The sequence below is a fragment of the Cupriavidus oxalaticus genome (genome assembly GCF_016894385.1).
Lineage (GTDB): Bacteria > Pseudomonadota > Gammaproteobacteria > Burkholderiales > Burkholderiaceae > Cupriavidus > Cupriavidus oxalaticus.
In genome coordinates this window covers 2,947,886-2,973,360 of record NZ_CP069812.1, presented here as the reverse complement: position 1 = coordinate 2,973,360, position 25,475 = coordinate 2,947,886, and the positions used below count along the sequence as shown (strand labels likewise).

Annotated in this window: 21 protein-coding genes and 1 pseudogene; 19 read left to right on the top strand and 3 right to left on the bottom strand. The window is 64.2% G+C overall.

Annotated elements, in window-relative coordinates:
* Positions 1 to 102: 102 nt before the first annotated feature.
* Positions 103 to 3,207, bottom strand: coding sequence for a phosphoenolpyruvate carboxylase (gene ppc, locus JTE92_RS26145; RefSeq protein WP_063240086.1), 3,105 nt, complete (start codon positions 3,205 to 3,207; stop codon positions 103 to 105).
* Between the two features lie 68 nt (positions 3,208 to 3,275).
* On the opposite strand from ppc, the gene hemC reads away from it, so the two are divergent.
* The 5 genes and pseudogenes from hemC to JTE92_RS26120 all read left to right on the top strand — a co-directional run bounded on the left by hemC (position 3,276) and on the right by JTE92_RS26120 (position 9,642).
* Positions 3,276 to 4,304: a hydroxymethylbilane synthase gene (hemC, locus tag JTE92_RS26140; protein ID WP_063240085.1), complete on the top strand. Its 1,029-nt coding sequence runs from the start codon at positions 3,276 to 3,278 to the stop codon at positions 4,302 to 4,304.
* Positions 4,305 to 4,313: 9 nt separating this feature from the next.
* Positions 4,314 to 6,500 (top strand): fused uroporphyrinogen-III synthase HemD/membrane protein HemX, encoded by a 2,187-nt coding sequence (gene hemDX, locus JTE92_RS26135; RefSeq protein WP_063240084.1) that lies wholly within the window; start codon positions 4,314 to 4,316, stop codon positions 6,498 to 6,500.
* 52 nt (positions 6,501 to 6,552) lie between these two features.
* Positions 6,553 to 7,038 (top strand): annotated as a pseudogene (locus tag JTE92_RS26130) (IS607 family transposase).
* A complete protein-coding gene (locus JTE92_RS26125) occupies positions 7,035 to 8,426 on the top strand; it encodes a transposase (RefSeq protein ID WP_063240083.1) in 1,392 nt (463 codons plus the stop codon). The pseudogene JTE92_RS26130 and the gene JTE92_RS26125 overlap by 4 nt, the downstream one beginning before the upstream one ends.
* Positions 8,427 to 8,451: 25 nt before the next feature.
* Positions 8,452 to 9,642 (top strand): heme biosynthesis protein HemY, encoded by a 1,191-nt coding sequence (locus JTE92_RS26120; protein ID WP_063240082.1) that lies wholly within the window; start codon positions 8,452 to 8,454, stop codon positions 9,640 to 9,642.
* Between the two features lie 6 nt (positions 9,643 to 9,648).
* On the opposite strand, the gene JTE92_RS26115 is transcribed toward JTE92_RS26120, so the two are convergent.
* On the bottom strand, positions 9,649 to 11,217 hold the full coding sequence (locus JTE92_RS26115; RefSeq protein WP_063240081.1) for a cryptochrome/photolyase family protein: 1,569 nt from the start codon (positions 11,215 to 11,217) through the stop codon (positions 9,649 to 9,651).
* A gap of 143 nt (positions 11,218 to 11,360) precedes the next feature.
* On the opposite strand from JTE92_RS26115, the gene JTE92_RS26110 reads away from it, so the two are divergent.
* The 7 genes from JTE92_RS26110 to JTE92_RS26080 all read left to right on the top strand — a co-directional run bounded on the left by JTE92_RS26110 (position 11,361) and on the right by JTE92_RS26080 (position 17,146).
* On the top strand, positions 11,361 to 12,068 hold the full coding sequence (locus tag JTE92_RS26110) for a pseudouridine synthase (protein ID WP_063240080.1): 708 nt from the start codon (positions 11,361 to 11,363) through the stop codon (positions 12,066 to 12,068).
* A 143-nt stretch (positions 12,069 to 12,211) separates the two neighbouring features.
* Positions 12,212 to 12,784: a YqgE/AlgH family protein gene (locus tag JTE92_RS26105; protein WP_063240247.1), complete on the top strand. Its 573-nt coding sequence runs from the start codon at positions 12,212 to 12,214 to the stop codon at positions 12,782 to 12,784.
* Positions 12,777 to 13,202 (top strand): Holliday junction resolvase RuvX, encoded by a 426-nt coding sequence (gene ruvX / locus JTE92_RS26100; RefSeq protein ID WP_063240079.1) that lies wholly within the window; start codon positions 12,777 to 12,779, stop codon positions 13,200 to 13,202. Before JTE92_RS26105 ends, ruvX begins: the two co-directional genes overlap by 8 nt.
* Positions 13,199 to 13,735 carry a bifunctional pyr operon transcriptional regulator/uracil phosphoribosyltransferase PyrR gene (gene pyrR / locus JTE92_RS26095; protein WP_063240078.1) on the top strand — a complete coding sequence of 179 codons (537 nt, stop codon included), beginning with the start codon at positions 13,199 to 13,201 and terminating at the stop codon, positions 13,733 to 13,735. Before ruvX ends, pyrR begins: the two co-directional genes overlap by 4 nt.
* Positions 13,736 to 13,844: 109 nt before the next feature.
* Positions 13,845 to 14,816 carry an aspartate carbamoyltransferase catalytic subunit gene (locus JTE92_RS26090; protein WP_063240077.1) on the top strand — a complete coding sequence of 324 codons (972 nt, stop codon included), beginning with the start codon at positions 13,845 to 13,847 and terminating at the stop codon, positions 14,814 to 14,816.
* A 168-nt stretch (positions 14,817 to 14,984) separates the two neighbouring features.
* Positions 14,985 to 16,313: a dihydroorotase gene (locus JTE92_RS26085; protein WP_063240076.1), complete on the top strand. Its 1,329-nt coding sequence runs from the start codon at positions 14,985 to 14,987 to the stop codon at positions 16,311 to 16,313.
* Positions 16,310 to 17,146 carry a lysophospholipid acyltransferase family protein gene (locus JTE92_RS26080; protein WP_063240075.1) on the top strand — a complete coding sequence of 279 codons (837 nt, stop codon included), beginning with the start codon at positions 16,310 to 16,312 and terminating at the stop codon, positions 17,144 to 17,146. The genes JTE92_RS26085 and JTE92_RS26080 overlap by 4 nt, the downstream gene beginning before the upstream one ends.
* Positions 17,147 to 17,489: 343 nt before the next feature.
* Here the strand turns inward: JTE92_RS26080 and JTE92_RS26075 are convergent, their stop codons facing one another.
* The gene (locus JTE92_RS26075) at positions 17,490 to 18,338 is read right to left on the bottom strand and encodes a symmetrical bis(5'-nucleosyl)-tetraphosphatase (RefSeq protein ID WP_063240074.1); all 849 of its coding nucleotides are present in this window, start codon (positions 18,336 to 18,338) and stop codon (positions 17,490 to 17,492) included.
* A 231-nt stretch (positions 18,339 to 18,569) separates the two neighbouring features.
* On the opposite strand from JTE92_RS26075, the gene rfbB reads away from it, so the two are divergent.
* The 7 genes from rfbB (at position 18,570) to JTE92_RS26040 (ending at position 25,465) form a co-directional block, all read left to right on the top strand.
* Complete coding sequence (gene rfbB / locus JTE92_RS26070) at positions 18,570 to 19,634, top strand: dTDP-glucose 4,6-dehydratase (protein WP_063240073.1); 1,065 nt, start codon at positions 18,570 to 18,572, stop codon at positions 19,632 to 19,634.
* Entirely contained in the window at positions 19,624 to 20,538 is a 915-nt protein-coding gene (rfbD, locus tag JTE92_RS26065) for a dTDP-4-dehydrorhamnose reductase (RefSeq protein WP_063240072.1), read from the top strand. The genes rfbB and rfbD overlap by 11 nt, the downstream gene beginning before the upstream one ends.
* A 10-nt stretch (positions 20,539 to 20,548) precedes the next feature.
* Positions 20,549 to 21,427, top strand: a complete 879-nt coding sequence (gene rfbA / locus JTE92_RS26060; protein ID WP_063240071.1) for a glucose-1-phosphate thymidylyltransferase RfbA — start codon at positions 20,549 to 20,551, stop codon at positions 21,425 to 21,427.
* 24 nt (positions 21,428 to 21,451) lie between these two features.
* Entirely contained in the window at positions 21,452 to 22,003 is a 552-nt protein-coding gene (gene rfbC / locus JTE92_RS26055) for a dTDP-4-dehydrorhamnose 3,5-epimerase (protein WP_063240070.1), read from the top strand.
* Positions 22,004 to 22,159: 156 nt separating this feature from the next.
* Positions 22,160 to 23,110, top strand: a complete 951-nt coding sequence (locus JTE92_RS26050; protein ID WP_084254683.1) for an NAD-dependent epimerase/dehydratase family protein — start codon at positions 22,160 to 22,162, stop codon at positions 23,108 to 23,110.
* A gap of 116 nt (positions 23,111 to 23,226) precedes the next feature.
* Positions 23,227 to 24,057, top strand: coding sequence for an ABC transporter permease (locus tag JTE92_RS26045; protein WP_063240069.1), 831 nt, complete (start codon positions 23,227 to 23,229; stop codon positions 24,055 to 24,057).
* 16 nt (positions 24,058 to 24,073) lie between these two features.
* Positions 24,074 to 25,465, top strand: coding sequence for an ABC transporter ATP-binding protein (locus JTE92_RS26040; protein WP_232353324.1), 1,392 nt, complete (start codon positions 24,074 to 24,076; stop codon positions 25,463 to 25,465).
* The last annotated feature ends 10 nt before the right edge of the window (positions 25,466 to 25,475 follow it).

Below are 25,475 nucleotides of genomic sequence, written 5' to 3'. Positions count from 1 at the left end.
GCCGCCACCCGTTGCAGGCGCCAGCCCTCACCCCCGGCCCCTCTCCCACTTGCGCGGGAGAGGGGAGCAAACCGGCAGCCCGCTTTAGTCTTGTACGAGCGGTCAGCCCGTATTGCGCAACCCCGCCGCCACCCCATTGATGGTCAGGTGGATCCCTCGCCGTACGCGGATATCATCCCCGTCCTTGCCCGCCCGGTAGCGCTTCAGCAGTTCCACCTGCAAATGGTTCAGCGGATCCAGGTAGGCAAACCGGTTCTTGATCGACCGCGCCAGCAGCGGGTTATCCGCCAGCCGCTCCTGGTGCCCGGTGATCAGCGCCAGCATCTCGCTGGTCAGGTGCCATTCCTTGCTGATGCGGTTGAACACATTGCGGCGCAGCGCCGCGTCGTCGCACAGCTGCGCATAGCGCGAAGCCACCGCCAGGTCGGTCTTGGCCAGCACCATGTCCATGTTGGACAGCAGCGTGGAGAAGAACGGCCAGGTCTTGACCATGCGCCGCAGCGTGGTGACGGCGGACTTGCGGGCCTTCTCGTCCGGCGCGCGGTCCAGCAGCGTCTTCACCGCGCTGCCAAAGCCGTACCAGCCCGGCAGCAGCAGCCGGCACTGGCCCCACGAGAAGCCCCACGGGATCGCCCGCAGGTCTTCGATGCGGCGGTGCTTCTTGTCCATCAGCTTGCGCGAGGCCGGGCGCGAGCCCAGGTTCAGGTCGGCGATCTCGGTGATCGGCGTGGTGGCGAAGAAGTAGTCCTTGAAGCCCGGGGTCTCGTAGACCAGGTCGCGGTAGGCCGAGAAGGCGCGGTCGGACAGCTGCTGCATCACCGCCTCGAACATGTCGAGGTCCCTGGGCGCGTTCTGCTGCGGCAGCAGCGACGCCTCCAGCGTGGCCGCGACCACCGTCTCCAGATTGCGCCGGCCGATCTCGGCGTTGGCGAACTTGCTGTTGATGATCTCGCCCTGCTCGGTCAGGCGGATCTGGCCGTTCACCGTGCCCGGCGGCTGCGACAGGATCGCGTCGTAGGTCGGGCCGCCGCCGCGGCCGACGGTGCCGCCGCGGCCGTGGAACAGGCGCAGCTTGACCTTGCGCTCTTCAAAGAGCTGCACCAGCGCCAGCTCGGCCTTGTACAGCTCCCAGGTGGAGGTCAGGAAGCCGCCGTCCTTGTTGGAGTCCGAGTAGCCGAGCATCACTTCCTGCTCGACGCCATGGTGCGCGATCACCGAATCGAAGCCCGGCAGGTCCAGTAGCGACTGCATGATGCCGGCGGCGTTGCGCAAGTCCTCGATGGTCTCGAACAGCGGGATCACCATCAGTTCCATGCGCGCCGGGTCGGTCTTGCTGCCCAGCGTGCCCTGCAGCATGCCGGACTCCTTCTGCAGCAGCATGACCTCGACCAGGTCCGACAGCGTCTCGGTGTGCGAGATGATGTAGTTGCGCGCGATGCGCTTGCCGTAGCGCTTGCGCAGCTCGCGCGCGGCGGCAAAGATCGCCAGCTCCTTGCGGGTCTGCCCGGAGTACTCGTGCCACGGCAGCGTCAGCAGGCGCGGCTGGCGCAGCTCGGCCAGCAGCAGTTCCAGCTTGCGCTGCTCGGGCAGGGCGGCGTAGTCCGGGGCGATGCCGGCGGCGGCGAACAGCTCGGCGATGACCGCCTCATGCACGTCCGACACCTGGCGCATGTCGACCGACGCCAGGTGGAAGCCGAACACGCCGATGGCACGCGCCAGCGCGTCGATGCGGGCGCCGGCCAGTGCCTGGCCATGGTTTTCGCGCAGCGAGTCGATCACCACCTGCACGTCGGCGGCGAAGCTTTCTGCGCTGTCATAGGGCTCGGCCGGCGCCACCGGGCGGCGCGGCGCCGCGTGGCCGGTCAGCGTCTTGCAGGTGGCGGCCAGGCGCGCGTAGATGCCGATCAGCGCGCGGCGATACGGTTCATCGGCGCGGTGTTCGGAAACATCGGGCGAGCGCTCGGCCAGCGCCAGCAGTTCGGGGCTGGCATCGACCATCAGCGTCGACATCGACAGCTCGGCGCCCAGCGCATGGACTTCATCCAGGTACCAGTCCAGGATCATCTGGGCCTGCTGGCTGGAGGCATGCTCCAGGGTCTCGGCGGTCACGTTGGGATTGCCGTCGCGGTCGCCACCGATCCACGAGCCCATCTGCAGGAACGGCGCCAGCGGTGCGGGCTGCGCGCCCGGGGTGCCCTTGCGCTTGCGCGTGGTCGGGAACACCGCGGCGATGTCTTCTTCCAGCTCCGTCATCAGCTGCGGGATGCCGCGCAGGAAGCAGGTGCGGTAGTAAGACAGCGCGTTGTCGATCTCGTCGCCCACCGTCAGGCGCGAGTCGCGCAGCATGCGCGTCTGCCACAGCGTGGTGACCTTGGCGCGCAGCTGGGCGGTGTTGTGCTCGCGCTCGCGCGCGGTCGTCGGCAGGTCGCGCTCGGCCAGCAGGCGGGCGATCTCGCGCTCGGCGTCCAGGATGCTCTTGCGCTGGACTTCGGTCGGGTGCGCGGTCAGCACCGGCACGATCAGCGCCTCGTCCAGGAACTTGCGCAGCTGCTTGCCGGTGACGCCGGCCGCGTCGATCTTTTCCAGCGCGTGCTGCAGGCTGCCGGCCTGCGGCGGCGATCCGGCCAGCGCGTGCACGCGGCGGCGGCGGTTGTGGTGCTGGTCCTCGGCGATATTGGCCAGGTGCGAGAAATAGCTGAACGCACGCACCACCTGGTTGGTCTGGTCGCGCGACAGGCGCTTGAGCAGCCGGTCCAGCTCGGCGCCCGCGGCACGGTCGTTCTCGCGGCGAAAGCGCACCGCGGTCTGGCGGATGGTCTCGACCACCTCGAAGGCGGCGTCGCCTTCCTGCTCGCGCAGGCAATCGCCGAGCAGGCGGCCCAGGAAGCGGATGTCCTCGCGCAGCGGCAGGTCCTTGTCGGCGGTGCGGCGGCCGGGGGCGGCCGCGATGGTGGTGCCGTTGCTCGACACGATGGCAAGCTGGGGCTTGGTGACGCGCCTGGCGCGCGGCGAGGTGGCGCCGTTGGTGGCGCTGGTGCCGCTGCGGCGGGCCGCGCGGGTCGGTTTGGCGGCGGATGCGCCGTTTGCTTCACCTTGGCCGGCGGACGGATCCTTCGTGGCCGAAGCGCCGGCGGATGTGCCCGAAGTGCCCGAAGCGCCCGAAGCGGCGGACTTGCGGCCAGTGGGGCGCGCAGCGTGCTGCGTCATGCAATCTCCTCGTCTGCTTATCTGATATGGGGCGGAGCGGCTATTGGGTCGCGTGCTACCATTTACGGATGCAAGCACCCGCCACTCCGTCTTCCTCTACCGCTGTCGTGTCCAGCAACCTTCCGCAAACGCTCGTCATTGCCTCCCGCGAGAGCCGTCTGGCCATGTGGCAGGCTGAACATGTGCGTGCTGCGTTGCAACAATACTATCCCGCGTGCGACGTGTCCATTCTTGGCATGACCACGCGCGGAGACCAGATTCTAGACCGTACGCTGTCGAAAGTCGGCGGCAAGGGTCTGTTTGTCAAAGAACTGGAGTTCGCGATGGACGAAGGCCGCGCGGACCTGGCGGTGCATTCGCTCAAGGATGTGCCGATGGAGCTGCCCCCCGGCTTCGCGCTGACCGCGGTGATGGAGCGCGAGGACCCGCGCGACGCGCTGGTTTCGAACAGCTTCGCCTCGCTCGACGAGATGCCGCCCGGCACCGTGGTCGGCACCTCCAGCCTGCGCCGCGAGGCGCTGCTGCGGACCCGCTATCCGCACCTGGCGGTCAAGCCGCTGCGCGGCAACCTCGACACGCGCCTGGGCAAGCTCGACCGGGGCGAATACGGCGCCATCATCCTGGCCGCCGCGGGGCTCAAGCGCCTGGGCCTGAATGACCGCATTCGCGCGCTGATCCCCGTTGAAGCGTCGCTGCCTGCCGCCGGGCAGGGCGCGCTTGGCATCGAGATCCCTGCCAGCCGCCCCGAGCTGGCCGCATGGCTGGCGCCGCTCAACCACCAGCCGACGCTGCTGGCCGTGACGGCGGAACGTGCCGTGGCGCGCATGCTGGGCGGTTCATGCCAGGTGCCGCTGGCCGCCCACGCCTGGTGGGATGGCGACCAGCTCAGGCTCGACGCCTTTGTCGGGATGCCCGACGGCACGCGCGGCCTGCGCGCCGCCGCCGCGGGCCCGGCCGCCGATCTGGCCGCCGCCGACGCGCTCGGCCAGGCCTGCGCGCGCGAGCTGCTGGCGCAAGGGGCCGACGCGATTCTCGCCGCGCTGGCCGATCCCGCCGCCGCCTCGCCCGGCACGCCCGGCACGCAACCTCCCGCCTGAGGCTGCCCGATGCCCCGCCCGACCGTCGTTGTCACACGACCCGCCGGGCAGTCCCGGCAACTGACCGAGGCGCTGCAGGCCGCGGGTCTCGACGTGCTCAGCTTTCCGCTGCTGGCCATCGGCCCGGCCGCCGACGACGCGCCGCTGCGCGCGGCCCTGGCGCGGCTCGATCAGTTTGCGCTGGTGGTCTTTGTCAGTCCCAACGCCATTGCCCATGCGCTGGATGCGCTGGCCGGCGTGCAGGGTGCTGCCACGGCGCAATGGCCCGCGCAGGTGCCGGCCGCCGTGGTTGGCCCGGCCAGCGTGGCGGCACTGGCCGAGCGTGGCATCGCGCCGCCCACCTGCCGCGTGATCGCGCCGGCCGGTGCCGCTATGAACGGGCAGGGCGCCGATGACGCCGGCGAAAGCGGCAATCACAACCACGACCCGAGCCACGATACGAACCACGACCACGACGGCCCGCGCTTCGATTCCGAGGCGTTGTGGGCCCAGCTCGATCCCGCCGCGCTCGCCGGCAAGCCAGTCCTGATCGTCCGCGGCAACGGCGGCCGCGACTGGCTCGGCGACCGCCTGCGCGAGGCCGGTGCCCAGGTCGAGGCTGTCGAGGCCTACCGGCGCACGCTGCCCGAGCCCGGCGCGATGCAATGGCAGGCCGTGCGCGACAGCCTGCAGGCCGGCGCGCCGCCCTATGCATGGCTGCTGACCAGCTCCGAGGCCGTGCGTAACCTCGACACGCTCGCGCGTCAACACCTTTCGCCGCAGGAAAATGCCGGCCTGCGGCAGGTGCAGTGCATCGCGCCGCATGCGAGAATCGCCGAACAAGCGCTGGCACTGGGTTTCAGCCACATCCTGCGCGCCGCGCCGGGCGATGCCGGCCTGCTTGCGGCGTGCCTGCAATGGGCCGATGCCCACGCCGGTCCGGCGCCGGCGCCGGTGGCCGCTGTGCCGGACGCTGCCGGTGCGTCCGGTGCATCCGGCCGCGCCAGCGCGATAACAGACACCAGCTCCGCGCGCGCCGAGGCGCCGGCGCCGGCTGTCGCAGTCCCCGCAACGTCAACGAAGGTCGAACGCGTGACGCAAGAAACCACGTCCTCCTCCGCTACGCCGCCGCCCGCTGCGGCCTCCACGCCCGCTCCGGGCCCTGGCACTTCCGCTGCCGCTGCCGGCCATGCTGCCGCCGCGCGCAAGCCCGCGGCGCTGTGGGCCCTGGTGGCCGTGCTGGTGGTCGCCACCGCCGGCGGCTTCTGGTGGCTGCAGCAGCGCGTCGACCACCTGACCGGCGAACTGGCCCGGCGCCAGCAAAGCAACGATGCGCTGGTGCAGGAGTCGCGCGTGCTGACGCGCAATGCGCAGGACACCGTCAAGGAGCTGCAGGCCAAGGTCGGCGTGCTCGAAAACCAGGTCGGCGAGACCCGCGACAAGCAGGTGGCGCTGGAGCAGGTCTACCAGGACCTGATGCGCAACCGCGACGACTGGGAAATCGCCGAGATCCAGCAACTGCTGACCAACGCCGGCCAGCAGCTGCAGCTGACCGGCAACGTGCAGGTCGCGCTGGCCGCGCTGCAGAGCGCCGACGCGCGCCTGGCACGCACCGACAAGCCGCAGTACAACCTGCTGCGCCGCGCCATCGCCCGGGACATCGCGCGCATGAAGGCCGTGCCCGACACCGACCTGACCGGCGCCGCGATCAAGCTGGACGAGGCCATCAACCAGGTCGACGCGCTGCCGCTGCTGTCCAGCGAACGCATGCTCGAACGCACCGAAGCCGATGCCCGCAAGGATGGCGCGGCCGGCAAGGACGCGGCCAGCGTCCCGGCGGCGGCCGCTGCCGCCAACGGCTGGTTCTCCCGCCTGTGGACCTACCTGCGCGAGGAAATGGCCCAGGTGGTCCGCATCCGCAAGGTCGACGATGCCGAAGCGCTGCTGCTGTCCGGCGACCAGGGCTGGTTCCTGCGCGAGAACGTCAAGCTGCGCCTGCTCAATGCGCGGCTCGCGCTGCTGTCGCGCAACGAGCCGGTGTTCCGCAACGACCTGGCCGCCGCGCAGGCGATGATCGGGCGCTACTTCGACAGCAAGTCGCGCCGCGTGCAGGGCGTGCTGACCCTGCTCAGGCAGGCACAGGCGGGTGCGGTCACGGTGCAACTGCCGACCATGTCCGAGAGCCTGGGCGCGCTGCGCGCCCTGAAGAAGGAGTGAGCAACTGATAATTTCTGCAAATCCTGCTCAAAGCTATCAATAATCGCTCGTCATGAGCAAGGTTTATCGGATCAACGAATTCGCAAAGCGCATTGGACGGGCTCCGAGTACAGTGCGCCGCTGGGAGCGCGACGACTTGCAATCTCAGGGCGCGGCGATGGAGGAATACTGGCGGGCTGGCGCGATTGCTGCTGATGAGTGGGTTCAGGAAGTCGGCGGTGGCATGAACTTCAAGCGCAAGCGTTTCCTCGTGCTGATTGAGCGCATCCAGCGGGGTGAGATTGAGCGAGTTCTCATTGCCCACAAAGATAGGTTCGTTCGCTTCGGATTCGACCTGCTTGACCATCTTGCGCACGAGAACGGGTGTGAGATCATCATGGTTAATCAGGAATCGCTGTCGCCAGAGCAGGAAATGGTTAAGGATCTGCCTGCCATCGTCGATACCTCTCATGCTGCCTGTACGGCATGAGAAGGTACTAGAAGCAGATCAAGGAAAGACTATCCGGATAGCAAGAAACCGAAGGAAATTCTGGAATGACAACCGTCACCCGCACTCTCTATGCGACGCCTTCGTGCGTTCCATCGCTTCGCGCGGTGTGCAGGGCGACGGCGTTCGTCCGAGCGGACCTCTGGCGTCGCTACGGCGCGCTGGGGAACGTCGGCAAGAGTGCGGCTGATATCCGCAAGGAAGTGACTGCTGGCGGCTGGTATGCCTCGCTCGCGGTGGACGGCACAATTCGAGCCGAGACCACGAAGGACGCCGTCAACGACATCTTGACCTACAAGGCGGCCGCATGCGCGAAGGTGCGACAGGCCATCGCGAAGCGGGCCTCCGACGAGGCAGAGCGAAAGCGGCTCTATACCCTGCTCAAACGTGACAAGTGGCTCGAAGACAGGTACCTACACCGGATGATGCGCAGGTACTTTCGGCACGGCGTTTCGAGTTGCGACAATCAGTTCATCGTCCGTTCGGACAAGCACGAGAGCTGCGTCAGAGACGGGCACCTTGTCATCACCATACACATCGCCAGGCAATACGGCCCTCCGATTGAGCTCACGACGAACAGCAACGGAAAGAATGTGGACCTCACGGGATGCAACCTGCGTGTGATCGTAAAGGGTGAGGCGGTCGAAATCCACTTCGCTACCGCGAAGGCCAAAGGGCGCCCCTGCGGCACAGGGGAAATTGGCGTCGATAAAGGTTACACGGAGGCCTTCGCCGACTCAGATGGCGAGCATCATGGGCAGACATTCGGCGCTGTGCTGAGCGCTTACAGCAACCAGGTTTCGAAGACCGGCAAAGCACGAAACCGGCTGCATGCCCTTGAAAAGGCCCATCGCAAAGCCGGTCGCATCGCCAAGGCCGAGCGCATCAGGAAGTGCAACCTCGGACGCGTGAAGCTGCAGGCACGCCGGGACCGCGCGAAGCAGCGGTTGCGCACGATTGCCTATCAGTCGGCTCATACCATTGTGGATAAAGCGGCGGTGGTCGGTTCGGAAGACCTAACGTCCCCGATCAAGGGGAAGAGTCAGTGGCGGTCCTACAACCGTCGCATGAGCGCATGGGCCAAGGGTGTACTGGCACAAGCGATCGATGAAGTTTGTACGCAGCGCGGAGCGACGCATGTCGTCGTGAACGCCGCCTATACGTCGCAAATGGACTCGTTCACGGGCTTGCTGGAAGGCAAGCGCGTGGGTGACAAGTTTTACCGTGTCAACGGGGACGTTCTTCAGGCGGATACCAATGCTGCGCGGAACGTGCGGGACAGGATTCGCGACCGGGAAATCACCCGGTATATGCCTCACCTCCAGGTGAAGCAGATTCTGCTCGCGCGCTCCTCCGGCGCAACTGAGCGTCAGGTGGCTTCAGTTGGGCGGCGCAAGCCGCGTCAACGAAGTGCGGATAAATCCAATGCTCAATTTTGAGCAGATATTATGGAACAGTAAGCCCATGCGCCTTCTATTCTGGGTTGCGGTCCTGTTCGGCGGCGCCGTCGGGCTGGCGCTATTCACGCAGTTCAACCACAGCAATGTGGTGCTGTTCTATCCGCCGTACCGCGTCGAACTGTCGCTGAACCTGGCGCTGGCCTTGCTGCTGCTGCTGTTCTTCGTGGTCTGGACGGTGATGTCCACCATCCGCCATCTGGGCGACATGCCCCGCCGCGCCGCCGCTTACCGCGAGCGCAGCCGCATGAACAAGGCGCAGGCGGCGCTGCGCGAATCGATCGAGAACCTGTTCGCCGGCCGCTTCGCCCGCGCCGAGCGCTGCGCGCGCGAGGCCCAGTCATGGGAAGACCAGGCCCAGACCGCCGCGCTGATCGGCGCGCGCGCCGCGCACCGGATGCAGGAGACCGAACGGCGCGATGCCTGGATGTCGCAGGTCACCGATCCCGAGCGCGAGCAGGCCCGGCTGGTGTCGATGGCCGAGCTACTGGTCGACGCCCGCGACGCCGACGGCGCGCTGGAAACCATCGCCCAGCTGCAGGCGCAGGGTGCGCGTCAGATCCATGTGCAGCGCATCGCGCTGCGCGCACACCAGCACCTGAAAAACTGGTCAGAGGTACTGCGCCTGGCGCGCTCGCTGGAGAAGCGCAACGCGCTGCATCCGGTGCTGGCGCTGCGGCTCAAGCAGATGGCGGTCGAGGCCATGCTCGACGAGCGCCGCCACGATGCCGACGCGCTGGGCGAATTCTGGCGCTCGCTGTCCGCCGACGAGCGCCGCGCCACGCGCATCGCCGAACCCGCCGCGCGCTACTTTGCCGCGCTGGGCCGTCAGAACGAAGCCCGCCGCATCATCGAGGACGCGCTCAAGTTCAACTGGGACAGCCGCCTGGTGCTGCGCTACGCCGACTGCGCGGTGCCCGGCCACGCGCTGCCGCAGATCCAGCAGGCCGAGAAATGGCTGGCCGGGCATCCCGCCGACGCCGACCTCTATTACACACTGGGCGTGCTTTGCCTGGGCGAGAAGCTGTGGGGCAAGGCCCAGTCCAGCTTCGAGCGCGCGCTGAAGTATGCCGATATCGACCAGCAGCGCCGGCTGCGCGTGCGTACGCACCTGGCCCTGGCGCGGCTGTTCGAGGAAACTGAGCGATTCGAAGAGGCGCAGCGGCACTATCGCGAAAGCGCGATGCTGGCGGCCTGAGCGGCGTCAGAAGGCGTCGTCCTCCACGTCAGCCTTCTTTTCACGGCCCTTTCCAAGCTCTTTCACCACCCCATACCGCGCCAGCGTTTCCTTGCGTGCCACGTCGTGCTGCACCAGCGGACGCGGGTAGTCCTCGCCCAGCCGGACGCCGGCGTCCGCCAGCACATGGTCGGGGGCGGTCCATGGCGCATGCAGGTACTTGTCCGGCAACGCCGCCAGTTGTGGCAGGTACTTGCGGATAAAGCGCCCCTGCGGGTCAAACCTCTCCGACTGGGTCACCGGGTTGAAGATGCGGAACCACGGCTGCGCATCGCAGCCGGTTGATGCTGCCCATTGCCAGCCCCCGTTGTTGGCGGAAAAGTCGAAATCATTGAGCTGGTCGGCAAAGTACTGCTCGCCGCGGCGCCAGTCCACGCCCAGGTCCTTGACCAGGAAGCTGGCCGTGACCATGCGCAGCCGGTTGTGCATATAGCCGCTCTGCCGGATCTGCAGCATGGCGGCATCGACCAGCGGATAGCCGGTGGCCGCATCGCACCAGGCGCGGAAATAGCGCTCGCCGGTCTCGCTGTCCTGCCAGCGGATCTTGTCGTAGGCCGGGTGGAAGGCCGCGCCGTCCGCCACGCGCGGATGGTGGTGCAGGATCATGAAATAAAAATCGCGCCAGATCAGCTCGGACAGCCACACCGCCGCGCCCGCGCTGTCGGCCCCGCCGCGCAGCACCGCCTCGTGCGCCGTGCGCGCCAGCGTGCGGATCGAGAGGGTGCCGAAGCGCAGGTGCACCGACAGGTAGCTGGGGCCGCGCAGGGCAGGGTAGTCGCGGCGGCGGCCGTAGTCGCCGATGCGCCCGGTGAATTCCTCGAACAGGGCTTGCGCACCGGTGGCGCCGGCCGGCATGGCGATCTCGGCGAGGTTGCTGGTGCTAAAGCCGAGCTGTTCGAGCGTCGGCAGTGGCTTGCGATATGCTGCCGGCACCGGCGCCAGCGCGTGCAGGTACGGGTCGATCGGATACGGGCGCAGGTCGAACGGCCGTATCGTGCGCAGCCAGGCATTCTTGTACGGCGTGAACACCGAGAACGGCTTGCGCTGGCCGTTCAGGATCTCGTCGCGCTCGAAGATGGCCTGGTCCTTGAACGTGAACAGCAAGCGCGCCTGTGCCGCCAGCGCCTGGCGCACGGTGTCATCGCGTGCAACGGCGGCAGGCTCGTAGTCGTGGTTGGCAAAGACCGCCTGGACGTCCAGTGCCTGCGCCAGCGCGGGAACGGCGTCGACGGCGCGATTGTCCAGCACGATCAGCCCGCCGCCAGCCGCGGTCAGCGTGTGGGCCAGCTCCCGCAATGACTCGAGGATGAATTCGACGCGCCGGTCGGCCTGCAGGCCGCGCGCCAGCAGCGGGTCGAGGATGTCGCGGTCGAATACGAAGACACACCACACCCGGGCACAATGCCTGAGGGCATAATGCAGCGCCGCGTGGTCGCTGGCGCGCAGGTCGCGCCGGAACCAGACCAGCCCGCGCTCGAAGTCCTGGCCGATCCGGTAAGGTTTGCGGCCCGATGCCGAAGGGTCTGCTGGCTGCATGCTCGCTGCCTGACGGAGTCGAAGGAAAATGCGCGCAATGAGGCCGGCAAATGGGGTTGTCGCGGGGCGCGTCGCGCCAATACCCTAACATAGCGGTTCGGCACCGATCCGCCACCCCAACAACGAATACCGCAACAAAGCACATGACACTCGACCGCATCCTCCAATCCCAGGGCTTCGGCACGCGCCGCTACTGCGGCGACCTGGTCGCCGCCGGGCTGGTCGAAGTCAACGGCGAGCTGTGCGAAGACCCGCGCGCCCAGTTCGAGGTGGACGGCCTGCGCCTGACCGTCGACGGCGAGGCATGGATCGCCTGCACCAAGGCCTACCTGATGCTGAACAAGCCCGCCGGCTATGAATGCTCGCAGCGCCCGCGCCACCATCCCAGCGTGTACAACCTGCTGCCGGTGCCGCTGCGCCAGCGCGACGTCCAGGCCGTGGGCCGGCTCGACCACGACACCACCGGGCTGCTGCTGCTGACCGATGACGGCCAGTTCATCCACGCTCAGACCTCGCCCAAGCGCAAGGTGCCCAAGGTCTATGAAGTGACGACTGCGGAGCCGGTCACGCCCGAACAGGCGCAGGCACTGGTCAATGGCGTGCAGCTGCTGGACGAACCGGCGCCGATCGCCGCAGAAGCCTGCGAGATCACTGGCGAACGCAACCTGCGGCTGACCCTGCTGCAGGGCAAGTACCATCAGGTCAAGCGCATGGTGGCCGCGGCTGGCAACCATGTCAGCGCCTTGCACCGCAGCGCGCTCGGCACCATGCAGCTTGACCCGGAGCTGGCCGAAGGGGAGTGGCGCTGGCTGACGGCCGACGAACTCGCAGCGCTGACCCGCAAGGCATGACAAGGCATGACAAGGCGTGACCAAAGGGCCGTATCATCGGTCTGTAGCTTCCGGCAAGCGGCCCGCGCGGGCGCCCATTGCTGCACTGCAACGCCCGCCAATCTTTTCCGGAAGACCCCCGGCGATTTGATAAAATGCAAGGCATGGCGAAGCCCGAAGCACCCATCAATCTGACCAATCAGTTCCTGATTGCCATGCCTGGCATGGCCGATCCGACCTTTTCGGGTTCCGTCGTCTATATCTGCGAACACAACGAGCGTGGCGCGCTCGGGCTGGTGATCAACCGGCCCATCGACATCGACATGGCCACGCTGTTCGACAAGATCGACCTCAAGCTCGAGATCCAGCCGGTGGCGCACCAGCCCGTCTACTTCGGCGGCCCGGTGCAGACCGAGCGCGGGTTCGTGCTGCACGATCCGGTCGGCGTCTATGTCTCGTCGCTGGCGGTGCCGGGCGGGCTGGAAATGACCACCTCCAAGGACGTGCTGGAAGCCGTGGCCAACGGCAGCGGCCCGCATCGCTTCCTGCTGACGCTGGGTTATTCCGGCTGGGGTGCCGGCCAGCTGGAAGAAGAACTCAGCCGCAACGGCTGGCTGACCGTGCTGGCCGATCCCGAGATCATCTTCAGCGTGCCGCCCGAAGGGCGCTTTGCCGCGGCCATCGGCCTGCTGGGCGTCGACGTCAACATGCTGTCGGGCGAGGCCGGGCATGCCTGACGCCGTGGGGCGCGAACTGCCCCGCGACGGCACGGTCCTGGCATTCGACTACGGCGAGAAAAAGATCGGCGTCGCGCTGGGCAATTTCATCACGCGCGAGGCGCGCGCGCTGACCATCCTTCCCAATATCACCGTTGAAGGCCGCTTCGAGGCAGTCGGCGCACTGATCCACGAGTGGAATCCGGTGCAGCTGATCGTCGGCATGCCAGTCAACCCGGAAGGCGAAGAGCAGCCGATGATGCGGCTGGCGCGGCGCTTCGGCAACCAGCTCAACGGCCGTTTCAACCTGCCGGTGGAATGGGTGGACGAGCGCTATTCCTCGCGTGCCGCCTCGATGGCCGGCGCGCGCCGCGGCGAACTCGACGCCGAAGCCGCACGCATCATCCTGCAACAGTATTTCGACCAATTTCCGCTATGACGCAGATTTCCGCACCCGACGCCGAGTCGCTGTACCGCAAGCTGCTCGACCAGGCCCGCGCCCTGATCCCCGACGCCGAGCGTGAACGCTGGTCGGTGGCGGGCATCCATTCCGGCGGCGCGTGGATCGCCGCGCGCCTGGCCAATGACCTGAACCTGCCCGATCATGGCGTGATCAACGTCGCCTTCCATCGCGACGACTACGCCAAGAAGGGCCTGCACAGCCAGGCCCAGTCGACCACGCTGCCGTTTGCCGTGGAAGACCGCAACATCCTGCTGATCGACGACGTGCTGGCCACCGGCCGCACCATCCGCGCCGCCGTCAACGAACTGTTCGACTACGGCCGCCCGGCGCGCGTGGCGCTGGGCGTGCTGGCCGACCGCGGCGGACGCCAGCTGCCGATCGCCGCCGACCTCGTCGCCGCCGAGATCGAACTGCCGCGCGGCACGACGCTTGTGCTGTCGCGCCAGGGCGAGGGCGCCGACGCGCGCTTCGCCTTCGCCACCGAAACTGCCGATACCACCGCCGGCTGAGCCGGCGTTGCCTGCCAGGCGCCGCCATGCGTCGCAATGCGCCACAACGCGCGCCTGGTGCCTGCCACGAGACCAGACCACCCCGTTTTTTGCCCGCGCCCGACCTGCCATGACCAAGACGTTCCGCAACCCGCAGCTCACCAAGAACGGCGAACTGAAGCATCTGCTGTCGATCGAGGGGTTGTCGCGTGACATGATCACGCACATCCTCGACACCGCCAGCCAGTTCGTATCGCTGTCCGACTCAGACCGCGATGTCAAGAAGGTGCCGCTGCTGCGCGGCAAGAGCGTGTTCAACCTGTTCTTCGAGAACTCCACCCGCACCCGCACCACCTTCGAGATCGCGGCCAAGCGGCTGTCGGCGGACGTGCTCAACCTGAACATCAATGCGTCGTCGACCAGCAAGGGCGAGTCGCTGCTCGACACCATCAACAACCTGTCGGCCATGTCCGCCGACATGTTCGTCGTGCGCCATGCCAGCTCCGGCGCGCCCTACCTGATCGCCGAGCATGTCGCGCCGCACGTGCACGTGATCAACGCCGGCGACGGCCGCCATGCGCACCCGACGCAGGGCCTGCTGGACATGTACACGATCCGGCACTTCAAGAAGGACTTCACCAACCTGACGGTAGCCATCGTCGGCGACATCCTGCACTCGCGCGTGGCGCGCTCCGACATCCACGCGCTGACCACGCTCGGCGTGCCCGAAGTGCGCGCCATCGGCCCGCGCACGCTGCTGCCGTCCGGCCTGGAGCAGATGGGCGTACGCGTCTTTCACAACATGGAAGAAGGCCTGAAGGGTGTGGACGTGGTCATCATGCTGCGCCTGCAGAACGAGCGCATGAGCGGGGCGCTGCTGCCGTCGGCGCAGGAATATTTCAAGGCCTACGGCCTCACGCCTGAGCGCCTGGCGCTGGCCAACCGCGACGCCATCGTGATGCACCCGGGCCCGATGAACCGCGGCGTGGAGATCGACTCCGCCGTGGCCGACGGCCCGCAATCGGTGATCCTGAACCAGGTGACCTTCGGCATCGCCGTGCGCATGGCGGTGATGGGCATCGTGGCAGGGAACAACGACTGATCACGGAAGTGCAACGTAACTGAATGATGCGACGCGGCCCGATTCCCGTCGTCCCCGCGCAGGCGGGGACCCAGTGGCTTTAAGACGCTGGATTCCCGCCTGCGCGGGAATGACGGTGGTGTTTGTCGGGTTGTCATGCAATAAAAACGCCATAGCCAAGCGACACATATGAAGATTCACATCCAGGGCGGCCGCCTGATCGACCCGGCCAGCAACACCGATGCCGTGCAGGACCTCTACCTTGCCGCCGGCAAGATCGTCGGCGTCGGCAGCGCCCCGGCGGACTTCACCGCCAACAAGGTCGTCGACGCCAAGGGGCTGATCGTCTGCCCCGGCCTGGTCGACCTGTCCGCGCGCCTGCGCGAGCCCGGCTACGAGTACAAGGCCACCCTCGAATCCGAAGTCGCCGCGGCCGCCGCCGGCGGCGTCACCAGCCTGGTCTGCCCGCCCGACACCGACCCGGTGCTGGACGAGCCCGGCCTGGTCGAGATGCTCAAGTTCCGCGCGCGCACGCTCAACCAGACCCACGTCTACCCGCTGGGCGCGCTCACCGTCGGCCTCAAGGGCGAGGTGCTGACCGAGATGGGCCAGCTGACCGAAGCCGGCTGCGTCGGCTTCAGCCAGGCCGAGCAGCCGGTGCGCAACACCCAGGTGCTGCTGCGCGCGCTGCAATATGCGCAGACCTTCGGCTTCACCGTCTGGCTGCGCCCGGAAGACCCGTTCCTGGGCGGCGGCGTCGCCGCCAGCGGCGCCGTGGCGTCGCGCCTCGGCCTGTCCGGCGTCTCCGTGATCGCCGAGACCGTGCGCCTGCACACCATCTTCGAACTGATGCGCAGCACCGGCGCCCGCGTGCACCTGTGCCGCCTGTCCTCCGCCGCCGGGCTGGAGCTGGTGCGCCAGGCCAAGCGCGAAGGCCTGCCGGTCAGCTGCGACGTCAATATCCACCACGTCTCGCTGACCGACATGGATATCGGCTACTTCAACTCGCAGATGCGTTTCTCGCCGCCGCTGCGCAGCACCCGCGACCGCGACGCCATCGTCGCCGCGCTGGCCGACGGCACCATCGACGCGCTGTGCTCCGACCACACCCCGGTGGACGACGACGAAAAGCTGCTGCCCTTCGCCGAAGCCACCCCCGGCGCCACCGGCCTGGAACTGCTGCTGCCGCTGACCCTGCGCTGGGCCGCCGAGCACAAGGTGCCGCTGGCGCAGGCGCTGGCCCGCATCACCTCCGAGCCCGCGCGCGTGAGCAGCCTGAAGGCCGGCACGCTGGCCGCCGGTGCCCCCGCCGATGTCTGCGTGTTCGATCCGAAGCAGGTGTGGAAGGTCGATCGCCGCTCGCTCAAGAGCCAGGGCAAGAACACGCCGTGGCTCGGCTACGAGATGGAAGGCAAGGTGCGCATGACGCTGGTCGGCGGCCAGATCGTCTATGGCAACGGCAGCGGCAGCGGCAACGGTAACGGCGGTAACGGCAACGGCAACCACGCCAGCGCATGATCTGGCTGCGCAAGACCGCGCTGGTGCTGCACCTGCTGCGCGGGCTGCTGACCTGCGCGGTGCTGTTCCCGTGGCTGGGCGTACGTTCGCGCGCCTGGCACATCCGGCGCTGGTCGCGGCGCCTGCTGCGCATCTGCGGGGTGGAGGTCGAAGTCGTCGATGTCCGCGGCGCGGCCCCGCACGGTGCCGCGCGCCAGGGCGCGCTGGTCGTGTCCAACCATATCTCGTGGCTGGACATCTATGTGATCCATAGCTGGCAGCCGGTACGGTTCGTCGCCAAGTCCGAGATCCGCGGCTGGCCGCTGATCGGCTGGCTGTGCGACAAGACCGGCACCATCTTCATCGAACGCGCACGCAAGCGCGACGCCCACCGGGTCCTGCACGACATCACCGACGTCATGCTGCAGGGCGACCTCGTCGGCGTGTTTCCCGAAGGGACCACCACCGACGGCACCGGCGTGCTGCCGTTTCACGCCAACCTGATGCAGGCCCCGATTTCCGGCGGCCTGCCGGTGCAGCCGGTCGGACTGAACTACCTGGACGCGGCCACCGGCCAGCCGACGCTGGCGGCCGCCTACATCGACGACACCACGCTGCTGCAGTCGCTGAACGCCGTCCTGCGCGCCCCGCGCATCAAGGCACGGGTGGTCATCGGGCCGCCGCTGGTGCCGGTGTCCGCCGACCGCCGCGAACTGGCAAGCGCCGCCCGCGAGGTCGTGCAGCATCTCGCGCAGGGCGCCGGTGACGAGGCCGTGGCAACGGTCCAGCGGATGAACCAGCCGGCCCAGCCTGTCTCAGCACAACCCGCGCCAGCCCCCGCTGCCATCAGCTAGCGCGGTTGTCCTCCCCGCCAACGCTAATGCCGTTTGGTTAACCACTGTCGTTCCCGCGCAGGCGGGAACCCAGTGACTTTTGTCCCCCATCGGGGTAATGCCGTTCAGTTAAGGTATCAAGCCCCACCGTCATTCCCGCCTTCGCGGGAACGACAGTGGTTAACTGAACAGCATTACCCCTATCGGGGGGCTTTAAGACGCTGGATTGCTCGCTACGCTCGCCCTTCGGGCCGTCCTTTGGACGTCCAATGCGCTGTGCGCATTGTCCCGCCTGCGCTGGAATGACAGTAGTGATTGATCCCTTAACTGAACGGCATTACCCCGCCAACGCGGGATTGCGCTTTCAGGCCAGCGGATCACAATATTGCGGGCAATCGACCTGGACCACGGTCCGCTCGCCCGGATCCGCCGCCATGCGCGCCGCCGTCAGCTTGCCGCCCCAGACGCAGCCCGTATCCAGCGCCATCAGGTCCGGCCGCATCACCAGGCCCAGCGTCGACCAGTGCCCGCACACCACGGTCACATCCCCGGTGCGCCGCCCCGGCACATCGAACCACGGCATGAAGCCGTCCGGCGCCTTGCCGAGCCCCTCCTTGGTCTTGAAGTCCATCACGCCATCGACGGTGCAATAGCGCAGTCGGGTAAGGGCATTGACCACCACGCGATGCCGTTCGATGCCGCGCAGGCCGTCGTGCCAGCGGTCGGGGGTGTTGCCGAAGATGTCGGCCAGGAAGCCTTGCCAGTTGGCGCCCTGGAGCTGCGCTTCGACTTCCTGGGCGAGGTGGATGACCTGTGTGGCCGTCCATTGGGGGAGGACGCCGGCGTGGACCAGCAGGAAGTTGTCTTCCAGCAAGGCCAACGGGCGGTGGCGCAGCCAGGTGAGCAAGTCCTCACAATCGGGCGCGGCGAGGATGTCGTCGAGGGTGTCGGACTTGCCCTTTTTGCGGACGCCGCTGGCTACTGCAAGGAGGTGGATGTCGTGGTTGCCGAGGACGGTTTCGGCCCGGGGAGCCATGGCATGGATGGTGCGTAGGGTCTGGAGGGACGCGGGACCGCGGTTGACGAGATCGCCGACGAAGCGGAGGGTAGGTTGCTCGCCGAACTGGGCGAGCAGGGTAGAGAGGGACGGCGAGCAGCCTTGAAGGTCGCCGACGGCGAAATGTGGCGTAACGGTTACGTTGGACTTTGTCATTGAGAATCTGAGCAACTATTTCGCTTCTATTTGTAGTTTTGTGACCGATATACCGTGGCTCGGTTACATGAGGCTACAAAAAGAGGAAGGCAGCATGTAAGTTGGTGCATTCAGTCAGATAGAATACCGCCACTTCTGCAGGCACTTAACGCCCCGCCGTCCAGGAAGAGGACAAGGTGGGCGCTCGGCTTTTGTCGGGTCATCGAAACATATCGAGGCAAGGAGCAAGTTTTGTCCCATATTCTGGTCACTGGGGGCGCCGGGTTCATTGGCGCCAATTTCGTTCTGGCATGGCTGGGCGACAAATCGGCGGATGGGGTCATCAACGTCGACAAGCTCACCTATGCGGGCAATCGGAAGACGCTGGCGTCGGTCGAGAACGACCCTCGGCACGTGTTTTCGCAGACGGATATTTGTGACCGTGCCGCGCTGGACAAGCTCTTTGCTACCCACAAGCCGCGCGCAGTTGTACATTTTGCCGCCGAAAGCCACGTGGATCGATCCATCCATGGACCGGCTGAATTCATTCAGACGAATATCGTAGGTACCTTTACGCTGCTGGAAGCGGCGCGTGCCTATTGGGGCGAGCTCGAAGAACCTGCCAAAGCCGCTTTCCGCTTCCTGCACGTGTCCACGGATGAAGTGTTCGGCTCGCTCAGCGAGACCGATCCACAGTTCTCCGAGACCACCCCCTATGCGCCAAACAGTCCGTATTCTGCGTCGAAAGCAGCATCCGACCATCTGGTCCGGGCGTATCACCATACCTATGGCCTGCCGGTACTGACGACGAACTGCTCGAACAACTACGGCCCGTATCATTTCCCTGAGAAGCTGATCCCGCTGGTTATTGCCAACGCGCTGGCCGGCAAACCGCTGCCGATCTATGGCGACGGACAGAACGTGCGTGACTGGCTATACGTGCGTGACCATTGCTCAGCCATCAGGGAAGTGTTGGCGCGGGGCCAGCTCGGCGAGACCTACAACGTTGGTGGCTGGAACGAGAAGACCAACCTCGACGTTGTGCACACCCTTTGCGACCTGCTTGACGAATTGCGCCCGAAGGCGGTGGGCTCCTATCGCGATCAGATCACCTTTGTAAAAGATCGTCCGGGTCACGACCGCCGCTACGCCATCGATGCGCGCAAGCTGGAGCGCGAGTTGGGCTGGAAGCCGGCGGAGACGTTTGAGTCCGGCCTGCGCAAGACGGTTCAGTGGTACCTCGACAACCAGGCATGGGTGCAGGACGTGATGTCCGGGGAGTATCGGAACTGGGTGGAAAAGCAATATGCCGCATAGTGCAGGCGTTCCCACTCTCCTCGTAACCGGTAGCAACGGCCAAGTCGGCTTCGAGTTGCGCCGTAGCCTGGCACCGCTTGGGCGGGTGGTGGCACTGGATCGCGCCGGCTGCGACCTGTCGCGCCCGGATGAGATTCGCCGGGTGGTGCGCGAATACCGCCCCGACGTGATCATCAATCCGGCGGCCTACACCGCAGTGGACAAGGCCGAGACCGAGACTGAACTGGCCTTCGCCATCAATGGCACCGCCGCCGGCGTCCTGGCCGAAGAAGCGAAGGCGCTCGGCAGCCTGTTGGTTCACTACTCGACCGACTATGTCTTCGACGGCAACAAGGACGGCGCCTACGTCGAAACCGATCCTGTCAATCCGCAATCGGTGTACGGCAAGAGCAAGCTTGCCGGCGAGCAGGCTATTGCCGCGGCCGGTGGTCCAGCACTGGTCCTGCGGACGTGCTGGGTGGCGGGGGCTCACGGTGGCAATTTTGCCAAGACCATGCTCAGGCTCGGCCGTGAGCGCGATAGCTTGCGCGTGATCGCCGACCAGTTCGGGGCCCCCACCGCGGCGTCGCTGATCGCCGACGTGACCGCGCAGATCGTGGCGCGGTACTGGCTCCACGGTGACCGCAGCACCTTCGCCTCAGGCGTCTACCATCTTGCTGCCGCCGGCGAGACAACCTGGCACGCCTACGCTACCGAAGTTCTGCGCTACGCCGCGGCCCAAGGCATCGAGCTGAAGGCAGACCCATCCCGCATCGAAGCCATTCCTGCCACGGCGTATCCACTGCCTGCCCCGCGCCCGGCCAATTCGCGCCTGGACACTGGCAAGCTGCGCCAGACCTTCGGCATCCATCTTCCAGATTGGCAGCAAGGTGTGCACCACCTGCTGGACCAGATCTTTTCCTGAGCGAGTCGCTATGCGCAAGGGCATCATCCTGGCCGGAGGCTCCGGCACCCGGCTCTATCCGATCACGCGATCGGTCTCCAAGCAATTGCTGCCGGTGTATGACAAGCCGATGATCTACTATCCGCTGTCCACGCTGATGCTGGCGGGGATTCGGGACATTCTGATTATTTCCACGCCGGAAGATACGCCGCGTTTTGTTGACATGCTCGGTGACGGCAGCAAGTGGGGGATCAACCTGCAGTATGCGGTGCAGCCGTCGCCGGATGGGTTGGCGCAGGCCTTTATCATCGGGCGGGACTTTATCGGCAACGATCCGTCCACGCTGATTCTTGGCGACAACATCTTCCATGGTCACGACTTGGTCAGCCAGCTTACTCGTGCTGCCAAGCAGACAGAAGGGGCAACCGTGTTTGCCTACCACGTGCACGACCCCGAGCGGTATGGGGTGGTGGAGTTCGATGAGAGCTTCCGTGTGCTATCTCTGGAAGAGAAGCCGGTCAAGCCACGTTCAAACTATGCCGTGACGGGGCTTTATTTTTACGACAATCAGGTTTGCGATATTGCAGCGGATATCAAACCGTCAGGCCGTGGCGAGCTAGAAATTACCGACGTCAACAAGCGCTATCTCGAGATGTCCCAGCTCGATGTGGAGATCATGGGGCGCGGTTACGCATGGTTGGACACTGGTACGCATGATTCGCTGCTGGAGGCGGCCAGCTTTATTGCGACGCTGCAGAACCGGCAAGGACTGATGGTGGCTTGTCCGGAGGAGATTGCCTATCGGAGCAAATGGATTGGTGCGGAGCAGGTAGCGGCTTTGGCTAGGCCGTTGGCCAAGAATGGCTATGGCAAGTATCTGCAGCGTATCGTGACCGAGACGATCAAGTAAGAAATAAGTGCGGACTCCATAGCTATGAACCTAACCGTTATCCCGACATCCATCCCGGATGTTCTGATTCTTGAGCCGCGAATATTTGGGGACGACCGGGGATTTTTTCTCGAGAGTTTCAATGCCCAGAACTTTCAGCAGGCGACCGGTTTGAAGGATGTGTTCGTGCAAGACAACCATTCGCGATCGGAGAAGAATGTCCTGCGCGGACTTCATTACCAGATTAGCCATCCGCAAGGCAAGCTAGTACGGGTGGTGGTTGGCGAAGTATTCGATGTCGCGGTTGATCTACGCAAGAGCTCGCCTACCTTTGGCAAATGGGTCGGCGTAAACCTCTCGGCAGCCAATAAGCGCCAACTTTGGATCCCACAAGGATTCGCGCATGGGTTCCTTGTGCTTTCCGAGTATGCCGATTTTCTCTACAAAACGACCGACTACTACGCGCCGGAGCACGAGCGTAGCATTCGATGGGACGACCCCGACCTTGGTATTTTGTGGCCAATCGAGGGGGCCCCGATGCTGGCTGCAAAGGATAGAGAAGCTAACGCCTTTTCGCAGGCAGATTATTTTGACTGAAAGTCGTGGCGGTCACGGTGATCATCGCAAGGTGTCTCCGTATCAGTTGCTTCGCGTATTCTTGCCGGCTTACCTTCCTGTGGTCCGGCTCAGGTGGCCGCATATATAAGTTTCACGAAGACCCTATAGGCCTTTTGTGCGGCAAGGACAGTGGTGATGACCAAGGTATTGTTGATCGGTGGTGGTGGGTTTATCGGTGCTCGACTGGCACTGCGGTGTAAGTCGGCGGGATTTTCTGTTCGCGTGGCTGACATACAGGTACCATCCGGCGAGCAGGTGTTAGCCGATGGTATCGAGTATGTCGTTGGCGATTTCAACGACAATGCCGATCTTGATCGGATGCTTGATGGCGTCGACATCGTCGTCCATCTTGTGCATCGTGCAATGTTACTGGGCTTGAATTCCAGCATGTTGCCTGAGATTGAGCGAAATGTAGAGCCCGCGATCCGCCTGTTCGATCGATGTCTTGATCACCCTCGGGCGCGTTTGCTGTTCGTATCATCGGGCGGAACGGTCTATGGCGATCCCGACGAGAAATCGCCAATTGCAGAGCAGGCGGCTCTCCGGCCTATATCGGTATACGGAACTTCGAAGAGCATGATCGAGAAGGTACTCGGGCTGTATGTAGCCCAACGAGGCCTGCAGGCGATGGTCGTGCGACCTGGGAATGCCTATGGGCCCGGACAGCTTCCATTCAAGGGCCAAGGACTGATTCCTACAGTCATGGCATCGGCGCTTCAAGGCAAACCTGTCACGATTTATGGTGACGGTACCGCAGTTCGAGACTACGTTCACGTAGACGATATAGCCCAGGGCATTGTTGCTGCCATTCAATGTGGCAGCAACGGCGAGGCCTACAACATAGGTACGGGCAGGGGGGTCTCAATTAATGCCTTGGTCAATGACTTTATTCGTCCCGTGATGTCGGCGCAGGGTCTCGATATAGAACTGCGCTACGTGGAATCTCGTGGCGTTGACGTCGGCTATAACGTTTTGGATACGACAAAATTGTCCAGAGAGTGTGGATTCGTCGCACAGATGCGACTCGAAGATGGGATCGCAGATACGTGGAGCTGGATACAGAAGAATTATGCGGGCGTGGAATGATAGATGAGAGCCGGCCACAGTATCCGTGTGGAGGCAAATCCAAGCATCTCGGCGTGCTAGAGCGCGCCGAATGCGAGCTAAATCCAGCATAACCGTCATTAAGCCAACCCCTGCGCATGAATCCACATAAGCCTTTTCCAGTATCTCCTGCCTCCGCAGTGGCGTCCATGGCACGCAATCGTGGCTTGATAAATCAGATGGTTCGCCGAGAGATACTTGGCCGGTATCGAGGGTCGATCATGGGTCTGACCTGGTCATTCTTCAACCCCATCCTGATGCTGGCCGTATATACGTTTGTCTTCAGCGTTGTATTCAAGGCGCGCTGGGGTACAGGCGGGGAAGAGACGAAGACACAATTTGCCATCATTCTATTTGTGGGAATGAATATCTTTGGCTTGTTTGCCGAAACCTTGAACCGTGCTCCTACCCTGGTCACAGCCAACGCGAACTACGTAAAGAAGGTGATTTTTCCGCTTGAGGTTCTGCCGGTCGTTGCGATTGGCGCCGCACTGTTTCATACGTTGATCGGCGTGGCTGTGTTGTTGATTGCGTTAGTACTTATGACCGGCAGCATTCCTGCCACCGCACTGGCGTTACCGCTCGTGATGGTGCCGCTGCTGCTGCTCTCCTTGGGACTGGGCTGGATTCTCTCATCATTGGGCGTCTACGTTCGCGATGTGGCGCAGACCGTAGGTATTGCCACGACAGTTATCATGTTTCTCTCCCCGGTATTTTACTCGGTCAATGCGCTGCCTGAGGGATACAGAAAGATACTTATGTTGAATCCTCTGACTTTTATCATTGAGCAGGCACGAGCGACGGTTATTTTTGGAAAATGGCCGAATCTACCGGCCCTGAGTCTCCATATTCTTGGCGGTCTGGTAGTCGCATGGGCTGGCTATTGGTGGTTCCAGAAGACTCGTCGGGGGTTTGCTGATGTCCTCTAATGAACTCGCAATCTCCGTGGCAGAAGTTAGCAAGCGTTACGAACTGTACGATACGCCACGTGACCGCCTGAAGCAGTTTGTTGTGCCTCGCATTGCATCCCTGATGGGAGGGGCGGCGGGCCCGTATTTTCGAGAGTTCTGGGCGCTACGGGACATTTCGTTTGAAGTAAAAAAGGGGGAGGCCGTTGGTATTATCGGCAGCAACGGGAGTGGCAAGAGCACGTTGCTGCAGATCATCACTGGTACCTTGACACCGACAGTGGGCGAGGTACATACCAAGGGACGAATCGCTGCGCTGTTGGAGTTGGGCTCCGGCTTCAATCCGGACTTCACCGGTCGAGAGAATGTAATGCTCAATGGTGCTGTTCTGGGATTTTCAACAGATGAAATTCTCCGCCGCTTCGATGCAATTGCGTCGTTCGCGGATATTGGCGAGCACATCGATCAACCGGTGCGGACGTACTCCAGCGGCATGTTGGTCCGTTTGGCATTTGCGGTTCAGGTTCAACTTTCTCCGGATATTCTCATTGTTGATGAGGCTTTGGCAGTTGGCGACGCGCTCTTTCAGAAGCGCTGCTATCAGCAGATTGAACGACTGCTGAATGACGGCGTGACACTCCTGTTTGTCTCTCATGATCAGGAGACAGTGCGGACGCTGACCAATCGCTCGGTTCTGCTGAACGCCGGACGAATGGCGGCCATTGGTACTTCTTCAGAAGTTGTCCTTGAGTATCGCAAGCTTTTACATGCACGTGAGTCCGAGTACTACAGCAGGATAGCCAATGAGATGAAGAAGCCGTCGACTCTTCCGCGGCCGATACCGATGGCTGAGTCGTCCACTGAGACAGTTACGTTGCATACGAATGGCAAAACTGCCGAGGAAGCTGCCATTCTTGAGGGCAATGACGGACGGGTGGGGCGCCTCGAATTTGGCGATGGTGGTGCTTCGATCGTCAGTACTGAAGTCCTGGATGGAAACAATCAACCCAGTTCCGTATTTCATCCTGGTGAGACTATCCGTATCCGGATTAATTTTGAAACAAGCCGTCCTCTCGAAAAACTCAACGTTGGCTTACGCATTCGGAATAAGGAGGGAATAAAAATCTACTCCTGGGGTACTCTGAATCAGGATATGCGTATTATGCAAGGCCATCAGGAGGGTGAGGTATTCTGGCTTCGGAAGTTTGGTGCCAATGAGCGTGTTACCGTGGAGTTGGATTTCCCCTGTGCCTTGGGATCAAATCTGTATGAGGTGCAGAGCACGGTAACGTACGAAGATACACCGGACTATCTGTCGCAGCGCCAGTTGCACTGGGTAGATGAGGCGGCTTTTTTTCAGGTGCTAGTCAAGCGGGACGAGAATTTTTTTGGCGGCATTGTGGACTTGGGTATGTGCGCCACGTTTTGAGCTGGACATA

Coding starts and splice junctions, on each gene's coding strand:
- ppc (WP_063240086.1), bottom strand. CDS start 3,207: ATGACGCAGCACGCTGCGCGCCCCACTGGCCGCAAGTCCGCCGCTTCG.
- hemC (WP_063240085.1), top strand. CDS start 3,276: ATGCAAGCACCCGCCACTCCGTCTTCCTCTACCGCTGTCGTGTCCAGC.
- hemDX (WP_063240084.1), top strand. CDS start 4,314: ATGCCCCGCCCGACCGTCGTTGTCACACGACCCGCCGGGCAGTCCCGG.
- JTE92_RS26125 (WP_063240083.1), top strand. CDS start 7,035: ATGACAACCGTCACCCGCACTCTCTATGCGACGCCTTCGTGCGTTCCA.
- JTE92_RS26120 (WP_063240082.1), top strand. CDS start 8,452: ATGCGCCTTCTATTCTGGGTTGCGGTCCTGTTCGGCGGCGCCGTCGGG.
- JTE92_RS26115 (WP_063240081.1), bottom strand. CDS start 11,217: ATGCAGCCAGCAGACCCTTCGGCATCGGGCCGCAAACCTTACCGGATC.
- JTE92_RS26110 (WP_063240080.1), top strand. CDS start 11,361: ATGACACTCGACCGCATCCTCCAATCCCAGGGCTTCGGCACGCGCCGC.
- JTE92_RS26105 (WP_063240247.1), top strand. CDS start 12,212: ATGGCGAAGCCCGAAGCACCCATCAATCTGACCAATCAGTTCCTGATT.
- ruvX (WP_063240079.1), top strand. CDS start 12,777: ATGCCTGACGCCGTGGGGCGCGAACTGCCCCGCGACGGCACGGTCCTG.
- pyrR (WP_063240078.1), top strand. CDS start 13,199: ATGACGCAGATTTCCGCACCCGACGCCGAGTCGCTGTACCGCAAGCTG.
- JTE92_RS26090 (WP_063240077.1), top strand. CDS start 13,845: ATGACCAAGACGTTCCGCAACCCGCAGCTCACCAAGAACGGCGAACTG.
- JTE92_RS26085 (WP_063240076.1), top strand. CDS start 14,985: ATGAAGATTCACATCCAGGGCGGCCGCCTGATCGACCCGGCCAGCAAC.
- JTE92_RS26080 (WP_063240075.1), top strand. CDS start 16,310: ATGATCTGGCTGCGCAAGACCGCGCTGGTGCTGCACCTGCTGCGCGGG.
- JTE92_RS26075 (WP_063240074.1), bottom strand. CDS start 18,338: ATGACAAAGTCCAACGTAACCGTTACGCCACATTTCGCCGTCGGCGAC.
- rfbD (WP_063240072.1), top strand. CDS start 19,624: ATGCCGCATAGTGCAGGCGTTCCCACTCTCCTCGTAACCGGTAGCAAC.
- rfbA (WP_063240071.1), top strand. CDS start 20,549: ATGCGCAAGGGCATCATCCTGGCCGGAGGCTCCGGCACCCGGCTCTAT.
- rfbC (WP_063240070.1), top strand. CDS start 21,452: ATGAACCTAACCGTTATCCCGACATCCATCCCGGATGTTCTGATTCTT.
- JTE92_RS26050 (WP_084254683.1), top strand. CDS start 22,160: ATGACCAAGGTATTGTTGATCGGTGGTGGTGGGTTTATCGGTGCTCGA.
- JTE92_RS26045 (WP_063240069.1), top strand. CDS start 23,227: ATGAATCCACATAAGCCTTTTCCAGTATCTCCTGCCTCCGCAGTGGCG.